10 protein-coding genes and 1 pseudogene are annotated in these 9,907 nt (G+C 68.0%); 6 read left to right on the top strand and 5 right to left on the bottom strand.

Annotated elements, in window-relative coordinates:
• Positions 1 to 161: 161 nt before the first annotated feature.
• A complete protein-coding gene (locus tag IF89_RS0133125; protein WP_158718023.1) occupies positions 162 to 761 on the top strand; it encodes a hypothetical protein in 600 nt (199 codons plus the stop codon).
• 603 nt (positions 762 to 1,364) lie between these two features.
• On the opposite strand, the gene IF89_RS49440 is transcribed toward IF89_RS0133125, so the two are convergent.
• On the bottom strand, positions 1,365 to 1,643 hold the full coding sequence (locus IF89_RS49440) for a hypothetical protein (protein ID WP_051808018.1): 279 nt from the start codon (positions 1,641 to 1,643) through the stop codon (positions 1,365 to 1,367).
• A gap of 736 nt (positions 1,644 to 2,379) precedes the next feature.
• A complete protein-coding gene (locus IF89_RS0133135; RefSeq protein WP_030776031.1) occupies positions 2,380 to 2,655 on the bottom strand; it encodes an isoamylase early set domain-containing protein in 276 nt (91 codons plus the stop codon).
• Between the two features lie 193 nt (positions 2,656 to 2,848).
• On the opposite strand from IF89_RS0133135, the gene IF89_RS0133140 reads away from it, so the two are divergent.
• Together IF89_RS0133140 and IF89_RS0133145 are read left to right on the top strand one after the other, a co-directional pair.
• Positions 2,849 to 3,031 carry a hypothetical protein gene (locus IF89_RS0133140; protein ID WP_051808020.1) on the top strand — a complete coding sequence of 61 codons (183 nt, stop codon included), beginning with the start codon at positions 2,849 to 2,851 and terminating at the stop codon, positions 3,029 to 3,031.
• A 765-nt stretch (positions 3,032 to 3,796) separates the two neighbouring features.
• A complete protein-coding gene (locus tag IF89_RS0133145; RefSeq protein ID WP_030776039.1) occupies positions 3,797 to 4,021 on the top strand; it encodes a hypothetical protein in 225 nt (74 codons plus the stop codon).
• On the opposite strand, the gene IF89_RS46400 is transcribed toward IF89_RS0133145, so the two are convergent.
• Positions 4,018 to 4,386: a hypothetical protein gene (locus IF89_RS46400; protein ID WP_158718024.1), complete on the bottom strand. Its 369-nt coding sequence runs from the start codon at positions 4,384 to 4,386 to the stop codon at positions 4,018 to 4,020. The two genes, IF89_RS0133145 and IF89_RS46400, sit on opposite strands and share 4 nt — an antisense overlap.
• Positions 4,387 to 4,550: 164 nt before the next feature.
• Between IF89_RS46400 and IF89_RS0133150 the strand changes: the two genes are divergently transcribed.
• From IF89_RS0133150 to IF89_RS38740, 3 genes are all read left to right on the top strand, one after another.
• Positions 4,551 to 5,786: a hypothetical protein gene (locus IF89_RS0133150; protein ID WP_030776044.1), complete on the top strand. Its 1,236-nt coding sequence runs from the start codon at positions 4,551 to 4,553 to the stop codon at positions 5,784 to 5,786.
• A 297-nt stretch (positions 5,787 to 6,083) separates the two neighbouring features.
• On the top strand, positions 6,084 to 6,410 hold the full coding sequence (locus tag IF89_RS0133155) for a transposase (RefSeq protein WP_420706997.1): 327 nt from the start codon (positions 6,084 to 6,086) through the stop codon (positions 6,408 to 6,410).
• Between the two features lie 9 nt (positions 6,411 to 6,419).
• Complete coding sequence (locus tag IF89_RS38740) at positions 6,420 to 7,130, top strand: transposase (protein WP_051808022.1); 711 nt, start codon at positions 6,420 to 6,422, stop codon at positions 7,128 to 7,130.
• Positions 7,131 to 7,441: 311 nt separating this feature from the next.
• Here IF89_RS38740 and IF89_RS0133165 read toward each other — a convergent pair whose 3' ends face one another.
• Complete coding sequence (locus tag IF89_RS0133165; RefSeq protein WP_030776052.1) at positions 7,442 to 9,079, bottom strand: ABC-F family ATP-binding cassette domain-containing protein; 1,638 nt, start codon at positions 9,077 to 9,079, stop codon at positions 7,442 to 7,444.
• Between the two features lie 595 nt (positions 9,080 to 9,674).
• Positions 9,675 to 9,907 (bottom strand): annotated as a pseudogene (locus IF89_RS43030) (transposase); the annotation flags it as partial.

Here is a 9,907-nt window from a genome sequence, read left to right on the forward strand (position 1 = left end):
CCGCCTGACAACGGAATCCACCCCGACCTGGCGCGGTGCGTGAACCACCCTCAACACGGCAATCTGGGATGAAACAACGGGATGAAACGCCCTCTCAGACACATCCATACCGCGTATCTCATGCCGCATGGACTGCAGTGACTGTGGCGGTGGATCACCTGATGGCCCTGCTTGCCACCCTGGTACGTGAAGAGAGCACCGAACATGCCTCCGCGATCTTTTACACCCACGCCCAAGCATCACTCGTGCGCGGCGTAATCGAGAACGCGGCCCGGGCGGTGTGGCTCCTGGGCCCTGACGAACGTCTGATCCGCGTTCAGCGGCGCCTGGCACTATCGGTCAAGGAAGTGAAGGACTCCACTAAGCTCCACAGCCGGTTTGATTCCCAGCCCGCCCGCGACGAGCAGACCCGACTGGCCGAGGTCCGGCGGCTGGCGCTCGCCGCAGGCGCCCCGGCCGACACCCTCAAGACGTTCCTCACAGCCCCCCGGTACACCAGAATCGTCGAGGAGGGCGGTGCGCACAGCGAGCTGAGCGGTCAGCTGATCCTGACCCTCTGGAGCGCATGCAGCTCGCTCGCCCACGGCGACATCAACGGCACCTTCGGCCTACTGGGGCACGAAATCGTCTCCCAGGACGACCAGACCGCCCTGGCCCGGATCACAGGCAACTGCAGCATGCTGCGCTACACCACCCAGGCCGGCATCCACCTCATCGACCAGGCACTGACTCTGTACACCCGACGTGCCGTCCGCCCATGAGCCTGGGTGTGACATGCCATCTCGCCCGTCGTTGATCCGGAAGGTCAGCGAAGTGGATGCCCCGGGACGTCGTGACCCCCGGGGCCTTCGTAGCCGGGCAGGACAGCTAAGAGCCTGCGGAGCGCGCACCGGTTGAGGTTCTCCACCACCCTTGAGATGAAAGCTGTCAGATCCTCAGCCTCGACGTTCGTGCCAGCACCGCGTGGTCAGCGCCTGGGCCGGGGATAGCACCAGACGAGCACGGTCCGCCCGTCACCGGCCCACCGTGCGGCGAGCGCGGTGAAGATCGGGCCGAGGAACCGTTTCGCCGCCGTCCCCCTGTACGACGACGACGGGCGTACGTCGCATCGTCCTGGTCATGCTGGGTTCAACACCGTCTGGACCGTTCGCGTCACCCACGGCCGCGGCCGGGGGCCCCGCTTGAGAGCGCGAACCCTTGATACGCCAGCACGTGCCCGGCACCCAGATGCGCTGCCGCCACAGGCCGCAAATGATGCTTGCGGTCCTGGCAGCGGGGCGTGGTCGGTGACATGGGCAAGGACCGTGCGTGCGTGTTCCCACTGTGTGGGGGCGGTCAGCAGCCGAGCGACGGCCGGGCCGCCGTCACCAGTGATGTGGCCGCTGCTGGTGCTGGAAGCGAGTGGCCACAGCAGCCTGTTCGGCGCGGCGGGCCTCCCAGCGCAAGCCCGCGTCGGAGGTGATGTCGGCCCAGGTGGTGAAGGCGCGGGCCTTGCGTTCCTGGAGGTCGGCGAGCAGCGGCAGGTCGGGCTGGTTGCGCTGCTGGTAGGCGCGGAAGAGGTCGCCGAGTTCGACGAGCTCGAGCCGCAAAGCGACAGGCCGCAGGCCGTGGGGGATGACCCGCTGGGCGATCTTCGCCTGCATGGGGCGGCGGTGCGCCGGTCCCGGGGGCGGCACCGGGACCGGGACCGGGTCGGTGGCGGCCTGGTGGTCGGAGAACTGCGGGATACCAGCGCCCGTGGCAAAAGCGGGAGCTGGGCGGTCCGGGGCCTGTGGGGTCGGGGTGGGGGCGGTGGCCTTTGCCCCGGGGGTGGCGGCCGTGCATCGGGAGCAGGACTCCATCGCTTGCCACCAGCGTCCTTCTCGGTCGGTGGTCACGGCCAGGACGACCGGGCCGCCGCACCGCCAGGGCTCACCACGCACAGGGCCGGTGTCGGGGAGATGCGCGTGACAACCTTCAGCCCTGCATGCGCAGTACGCCTCCGGCCTCGGGGCCGGAGCAGCGCGCAAGTGGGCCTTGAGGTGCGCGATGGCTGCGGCCCGGCCGACGGCTGCGGAAGGAAGGCGCTGCTCGGCGAAGGCGGGACGGCTGCGCGAGATGCGCACCGCCGTACCGCCCCGGCCGGCGGCGTCCAGCCGCACCGTCCAACGGCGGCCCGGCACCCGCTCGGCCGGTTCACGTTCATCCTCTCGGGGGGTGTCCCCCGAAACCCGCCGCCCGGCCGCGGCATCTGTCTTGGAAGCGGACAACGGCCCTGCCGCCGGGCGCGGTAGCAGGGCCGCCCACACGGATCTGGCCCCCGAGATGGGCAGGGGCCAGGGGCACGTGTCCGTACTCCCAACGCGTCCCCCGTTCTGCGGGTTACGTGTGTTGGGCCAGTCAGGTGTGCAGGCGGCTGTTGACGCCGTCGTGGCTGTCAGCGCTCTCGTCGTTGAACCAGTAGTCGCCGGCAGCCAGGTAGCGGAAGGAATGCTTGCCGCCCGCGGGCAGAGCAACGGTCACCGCGCGAGTACCGTCACGCCGGGGCGTCAAAGTGTGAGTGCCGGGCGTCCAGTCGTTGAAGTCGCCGACCACACTGACCGGACCGGGCGGGATGTCGGCGGGCAGGACGAACGTGACCTCGGTGCGGTTCTTAAGCGAAGCACGCTCCAGCATGGAAAGCTCCTGACGACAAGAGAGGAAGTATCTGCCGACCATCCTCCGGCGTCATAGTGAGGGCACGCCTGTTGACGCGGGCCATATCTACCCGCTTCACCCACCCGCTACATTCCGCTACCGAAAGAATGCGATATGTGACGGCGCATGCGAGCGTGACTTCAGGAGTCCCGCACCCGAGGAGTCACCAGCCATGGACGGCATCCAGGACTACAGACAGCACCCCGGCCACGACAACGGCGAGCAGAAGCGCACGTTCCACCCCGGCCAGGATCCGGTCCATCCCGAACCGGCCCCCCACGGCACCGACCCGGAACGCGAACGCCGCCGCGAGGAAGACCTCCGCGACTGGGATCAACACGACGAAACCTTCTGAACCACAGCACCACCCCGCACACGCAGAGCCCGGCCGAGTCCGTCGTCCCCGGCCGGGCTCTGTCACACCCTGCACCGGCCACAGGCCTCCTCACCGGACGACGTGCTGATCGAGACCACTGATGCTCACCCGAGCAGTTCCACCGCCTTCCCGCATGGAACACAGGCAGGGGGCCGACGGCGGCGCACCCGCCACCGCGCGCGGCGGTAGTCCTGCGTCTGGTTAGGATGCTGGCCGGTTGAGGGCGACAGGTGTCGGGGAGCGCGGCTCGAGTGATCGTTGTCCTGCCTGATGGGCAGGAGGTGCGGGCTTGTCTGTATGAGCGGCCGCGCGCTGCTGGGGGCTGGCAGTACCGTGGGTGGGCACGGGCCGGGCACCTGGCAGCAGTGGCCGTGCGGAGCCCGTTGAGCAAGTTGTCTGGCTGGATGCGCGTCTTGTCCAGCCTCTTGCCAGCGGCGACTACAGCCAGGTCCCCACCCATACCACTCCGGCCGGCGGCCGACAGGCATGGACGGTGCAGGATCTCCCCCACCGTCCAGGTCATCCCGGAGCGCGCCTGATTCACGTCATCGGCTGCCAGCCCCACGCCACCCCCATCACCCTCGATCGGCCCTCGACATCCTCCGCCAGCCCCGCACGGTCACCTGCCTCGAATGCCAGGCAGCCACCTCCTGCCCCCCGCGAACGATCCCCAGCTCACCGAACCGGACCGCCCTGCGCTGCAGAGCGCTGTCCCGGGGGGTCTGGGCAGGCAAGATGGGGCGTATGAGCGAGGACGCGTTGGAAGCAGCACACCAGGCCTACCAGGCGGCGCAGGAAGCGCTGCACGCCGCCCGGCGAAAACTGGCCGAGGCCGTGCTGGACGCCTATGCAAACGGTGAGCCGGTCGGCCGGATCGCCGAACGCACCAGCCAGAGCACCACCACCGTCTGGAACACCCTCGCCGCCCACGGCATCACCCACCACACCCGCATCAATGGCTCCACCTAAATCCCACAGCGCGCCTTGCGAGCATTGAGGCCGGGTCTGTCCTGGACGAGTTTCCTCTGCCCCGGCCGAAAGGAGATTGTCGGGCTTTCGGCCGGGCGGCCGAGCTGCCAGCCGGCACCCTGACGACCTCCCTTGCCGACTGCACCGTGCCGGACATCCACGCGGGTCTTGACCCACCACGCCGCGTACCCGTGGGCGATGAGCGCGCCCGCGGTGAGGGCGACAGCCGCCGGCCAGGGCAGGCCTACTTTGACCTTGATCGCGGTGAGCCCCGCAAAGATCATGACGAGAACGCCGATGGCGCCTGCGGAGTGTGCGTAGCGGCCGTCAAGCTCTCGGCTGCCGCTTTCTCCCCCTTTGCCCACATTCCCCCCTCTTTGTGAGATCAAGATCCTAGCTCGAACTTGTTTTCGATACCTGGGTTTTGTCGGCATCTCTGACTCTGCTGCTTCGCACGCCCTTCACCGGCCTTGGCAGTCTGCTTATATGTAAATCCGAGGTGCCGCGCGAAGTGGAGTCAGGGCAGGGCATGGGTGAGATCTCCCGCAGGAAGGCGATGGGCCTCGGCCTGGGCGCAGTGACGGTCGCTGGTGTGGCGGGCTGTGCCGCCGACGGGGACCCCGGCGCGCGCCCCGGCGGTGCAGGGACACCGACGAGGCACGGGTCCATCCCCCCATCCCCCGTGGTCGTCTCGATCGGCGACGGCTCGACCGCCGACACCGGCCCACAGCCGCACCAGCCAGCCAAGCCGGTTCCGTTGCAGCCCGGTGAGACGCCGCCTCAGTTCGTGGTCTTCAGCTGGGACGGCGCCGGGGAGGTGGGCAACGGTCTCTTCCCGCGGTTCCTGAAGGTCGCGAAGGACCACGGCGCGGCCATGACGTTCTTCCTCTCCGGCCTCTACCTGCTGCCCGAGTCGAAGAAGGGCCTGTACAAGCCGCCGAACAACCCGGTCGGCGCCTCCGACATCGGGTACCTCAAGGACGAGAACATCCGCAACACCCTGAAGTACGTGCGGCAGGCATGGCTGGACGGCCACGAGATAGGCACCCACTTCAACGGTCACTTCTGCGGCGGCTCCGGTTCGGTCGGCAAGTGGACCCCGGCCAACTGGCAGGACGAGATCGGCCAGGCCGTGTCGTTCGTGACCCAGTGGCGCACGAACACCGGCTTCACCGACCTGGAACCGCTGCCCTTCGACTACGGGAAGGAACTGGTCGGCGGCCGCACCCCGTGCCTGCTGGGCCAGGAGAACCTGCTGCCGACCGCGCAGAAGCTCGGCTGGCGCTACGACGCCAGCTCCCCGGGCGGCATCCAGGTGTGGCCCCGCAAGAAGGGCGTCGTCTGGGACCTGCCGCTCCAGGCCGTGCCATTCCCCGGCCACTCCTTCGAAGTGCTGTCCATGGACTACAACATGCTGGCCAACCAGTCGAAGAACACCACCCGCGGCGTCCCCTCTAACTATGCGGCCTGGCGCCGCCAGGCCACCGGCGCCTACCTGGGCGGCTTCAAGCGGGCCTACGAGACCAACCGCGCGCCCCTCTTCATCGGCAACCATTTCGAGGAGTGGAACGGTGGCATCTACATGGACGCCGTTGAGGAAGCCCTAAAGGGCATGGCGGGCCACAAGGACGTACGCCTGGTGTCCTTCCGGCAGTTCACCGACTGGCTCGACACCCAGGACCCCGCCGTACTGGCCAAGCTGCGCTCCCTGGCCCCCGGCCAGGCGCCGGTCGGCGGCTGGAAGTCGTACCTGTCGGCCGCCTAGGACCGTGTCCTATGTGGTGAAGCGGACGAGTCGTTTTGCAGCAACAGAGGTTTGTTCTTCAGCCCTGATGTCTGACCTGCGACGTAACCTGATCAACACGACTATGGTTTAGCCCTGAGCTTTTTAACTGGCCCACCGATCGGGTGACAGGCTTCCTCGATGTGTGCAGGTCAGAGGCGTTCGGGATGTTCAGCCGGAGCCGAAGCTGAAAAAGCTCCCTGACCCAGGAACAGGCCAACGCGTCACTGAGGTTCCCCCGAGATGCGGGGAGTGGTGACAGAAGGTCGTATGGGTCTCATGAGAGGAACCCAGACGATTCCTGCACCGAGGAAATACCCGCTGGAGTTGCGTGAACGTGCGGTCCGGATGTACCGCACCACCGAGCCGAGGCCGGTGATCCGCCGGATGGCCGAGGAACTTGGCGTGCACCACGAGGCCCTGCGCAACTGGATCCGTCAGGCCGAGGCCGACGCCGGCGAACGAGGTGACCTCCTCACCACCGCCGAGCGCGAGGAACTGACCGCTCTGCGCAAGGAGAATGTCCAGCTCAAGTGGGCGAACGAAGTCCTGCGGACGGCATCGGCTTTTCTCGCGGCCCAGCTCGACCCGACCCGGCCCAGGTGACAGGACTGCGTGGCCACCAGGCCGGCCGCCGAGGCCGACGTCGACACCACCGACCGGGTCCACGACGTACTCGACGAGCGCGGCCTGCTGCCCGGCGAGCACTACGCCGACAGCGCCTACATCACCGCCGAGAAGGTCATCAAGGCCCATGCCCCGGGAGTGGAGCTGAATCGGCCCGGTCAACCGGGGCAATCAGTGGCAGAGCCGCACCGAGGATGCTTTCGACACCGACGCCTTCACGATCGACTGGGACACGCTGTCCGCCACCTGCCCGCAGGGCCATCCCAGCACCTGGTCCGGAACCGGCTGGACCGGCACGGCAGCCCCCGAGTGCAGTTCACCTTCAGCCTGACCAACTGCACACCCTGTCCGGTGCGGTCCCGCTGCACCCACGCCAAGACCGCTGCCCGCACCGTCACTCTAAGACCCTGTGACCAGCACGAACTCCTCCAACGGCTTTACGCCGAGCAGGCGACCGAGCAGTGGCACCGCCACTGTGGCCACCGTGCCGGCGTCGAAGGCACCATCTCCCAGGGCATCCGTGCCTTCGGCCTTCGTCGCAGCCGCTACCGCGGCCAGGCGAAGACTGCAGTCCAGCACATCCTGACCGCAACCGCGATCAACCTCACCCGGCTCGACGCCTGGACCAGCGGCACCCCACTCGGCCTGACCCGCGTCTCACACATCGCCGCACTGGCACCCCAGGCCGCGACCACATAGTCAAATTCGCCAGCAGAGTCATCTCCGGGGCTGCGCTGCGGGTCTGCGACTGCTAACGACAGTTGCTCGCCGGGTGGCTCACCAGGTCTGCACACTTCGACTGCGTGTTTGCTTCCGGCAGTCGCGACACGGCCCGGCCCCCGCCGCGCGGGGGCCGGACTGCATCGGTGGTGCCGGACACGGGGGTGGGCGCCCGAAGGGCCGCCCAGGCGGGTCGGTTGGGTCAGCGGGCGGCGTCTGCCTCCTCGGCCTCGTCGGCCTCCGCCTCGTCGCCGTGGTCGCCGGGCCTGCCAACCCATCGCACGCCGTGGTCAGCGCGGGGAGCCGGAGGAGCCCTTCGCCGAAACCTCCGGGACGGTCTCGGTGTCGAGGTCCAGCCAGGACGTGATGCCGATCTGCTGAAGGAACGGGAAGTCGTGGCTGACTACGACCAGCGCACCCTGGTAGCCGGCCAGGGCCTGGGCGAGCTGGGTGACGCTGTCCATGTCGAGGTTGTTGGTGGGCTCGTCCAGCAGCAGGAGCTGGGGGGCCGGGTCGGCCAGCAGGAGTGCGGCCAGCGTGGCGCGGAAGCGTTCTCCCCCTGAGAGTGTGTCCACGAGCTGATCGGCGCGGTGGCCTTTGAACAGGAACCGGGCCAGCTGGGCGCGGATCTGGTTTCCGGTGGCGTGCGGGTTGAGACGGGCGACGTTGTCGAAGATCGTCCGCTGGCCGTCAAGCAGGTCCAGGCGCTGTGGCAGGTAGCGCAGCGGGACATGGACACAGACCTCGCCCTCCGAGGGTGGGAGTTGTCCGGCGATGGTGCGCAGGAGGGTGGTTTTCCCGGTGCCGTTGCGGCCGGTGAGCGCGATGCGTTCGGGCCCGTGGATGTTGAGGTCGTCGATGGTGCGGCCGGTGCGCAGGCGGGTGCGGTGGAGGGTGAGGACCGTGCGGTGGGGTGGGACGGCGGTGTCGGGCAGGTCGATGCGGATGGTGTCGTCGTCGCGGAGCCGGTCCTCGGCCGCGTCCAGGTGCTCTTTGGCGTCGGTAAGGCGTTGGTCGTGGACGGCCTGCTGCTTGCCTCGGGAGACCTGGGCTGCGCGCTTCATGGTTTGGGCGGAGGCTTTGTCCAGGCGGTTGTCGGCGTACATCTGCTTGCCGTAGCGGGCGCTGCGGGCTTGCCGTGTCTGGGCGGCGGCCAGGTCACGGCGCTGGCGGGCGAGGTCGGCGCGGGCGGTGGCGTGAGCCCGCTCGGCTGCTTCCTGCTCGGTGGCGATGGTGTTCTCGTATGCGGTCAGGTTGCCGCCGAAGGTGCGTATGGCGCCGGTGCGCAGCTCGGCGATCTGGTCGACACGTTCCAGCAGCTCGCGGTCGTGGGTCACGACGATCACGGCGCCCCTGTACTCGGTGACCGCGTCGTAGAGGCGGTGGCGGGCATGCCGGTCGAGGTTGTTGGTCGGCTCGTCCAGCAGCAGGACGCCGGGTCGGGCCAGCAGTAGAGCTGCCAGGCGCAGCAGGACGGCCTCGCCGCCGGAAATCTCTCTGACGGTGCGGTCCAGCCCTATGTGGCCCAGGCCCAGGCGGGCCAGGGCAGCGTGGGTGCGTTCCTCTACGTCCCATTGGTCGCCCAGCGTGGTGAAGTGTTCCTCGGCGGCATCGCCGGCTTCGATCGCGTGCAGGGCGGCCCGGGCGGAGGCTACCCCGAGGACCTCGTCGACCCGCAGAGCGGGATCAAGGGTGAGATCTTGCGGCAGGTAGCCGGGATCCCCGGCGATGTGGAGTGTCCCCGAGGAAGGCAGGAGTCGACCGGCGATCAACTGCAGGAGGGTGGACTTCCCGCTGCCGTTGCGCCCGATCAGGCCGGTGCTGCCCTCGCCGGCTGCCCAGGAAAGATCGTCCAGGACGCGCGTGCCGTCCGGCCAGGCGAACGACACGCCGGTGCATAGGACGGGTGCGGTGGTGCGGATGCTCATCAGGGGGTCTCTCCCACGTACGTACTGGTAAAAGGGGCCAGCATGTGGAGACACCGCACCCGCAGAGAGCCGCGGATTTCGTGAAGACAAGCGCCGGAGCGTCGAGCCAGGCAAAAATGCCGGGCCAACGGGCAACTCACTTCCGAGGTCACACTCGTACACGCCACGTCTCGGGCGCACGGTGTCTCAGACCTCAGAGGAGCATTCGCCTCTCCCAACGGCGACAACAGATACGCCTCCGACGGTACACACCGCTGCGGACTAATCACAACCAAATTCAATAAAAGCGACTCCCCGAGAGAGCCCCAGCTGTGACCGCCGGAGGGCTCTCCGTCACTCTACGTAGCATTCCTCTAGGGGTCTGCTCCCGCTCCAGGGAGTACGTCGATAACGCGACTTGCCAGACGCCAGCGGGATCTCAGACAGGCACTCAGCTTGTTCCCTTTCTTCCGGCCTCGAACGGTGTCTCGAACGGTGTCGCTCACCTGGGGATTCGCCGGATGTGGGGGCGGCCTTCGTCTGATCATGTGCTCCGGCCAAGGTGCGCTGACCAAGACGAAGGCCGTGGGGGTGAGTCTGCTTCCTAATGTTGTTGTCAAGCGGCCGTGGTGACTGGCGGTGTCACTTCGTAGCATCGTCGGTCACGGATCAGGGCCCGCAGAACGTTGACGCGGCGGCGTGCGAGGGCGAGCACGGCCCCTTGCCCGAATCTCGTGGTGCGGGGGCGACGCCGGCAAGTGCCGCCAGGGCATCCGGGGTGCTGAACTCGCCCAGATCGCCGCCGACGGCGGCGAGGAATTCTGCTCCGAGCACGGCGCCGATGCCGGG

Origin of the sequence: Streptomyces sp. NRRL F-2664 (genome assembly GCF_000719345.1) — a bacterium.
In the GTDB taxonomy this organism is placed as follows: Bacteria; Actinomycetota; Actinomycetes; order Streptomycetales; family Streptomycetaceae; genus Streptomyces.

Excerpts from the sequence above, each read along its gene's own strand:
- IF89_RS0133125 (WP_158718023.1), top strand. The coding sequence starts at position 162 with ATGGCCCTGCTTGCCACCCTGGTACGTGAAGAGAGCACCGAACATGCC.
- IF89_RS49440 (WP_051808018.1), bottom strand. The coding sequence starts at position 1,643 with ATGCAGGCGAAGATCGCCCAGCGGGTCATCCCCCACGGCCTGCGGCCT.
- IF89_RS0133135 (WP_030776031.1), bottom strand. The coding sequence starts at position 2,655 with ATGCTGGAGCGTGCTTCGCTTAAGAACCGCACCGAGGTCACGTTCGTC.
- IF89_RS0133140 (WP_051808020.1), top strand. The coding sequence starts at position 2,849 with ATGGACGGCATCCAGGACTACAGACAGCACCCCGGCCACGACAACGGC.
- IF89_RS0133145 (WP_030776039.1), top strand. The coding sequence starts at position 3,797 with ATGAGCGAGGACGCGTTGGAAGCAGCACACCAGGCCTACCAGGCGGCG.
- IF89_RS0133150 (WP_030776044.1), top strand. The coding sequence starts at position 4,551 with ATGGGTGAGATCTCCCGCAGGAAGGCGATGGGCCTCGGCCTGGGCGCA.
- IF89_RS0133155 (WP_420706997.1), top strand. The coding sequence starts at position 6,084 with ATGAGAGGAACCCAGACGATTCCTGCACCGAGGAAATACCCGCTGGAG.
- IF89_RS0133165 (WP_030776052.1), bottom strand. The coding sequence starts at position 9,079 with ATGAGCATCCGCACCACCGCACCCGTCCTATGCACCGGCGTGTCGTTC.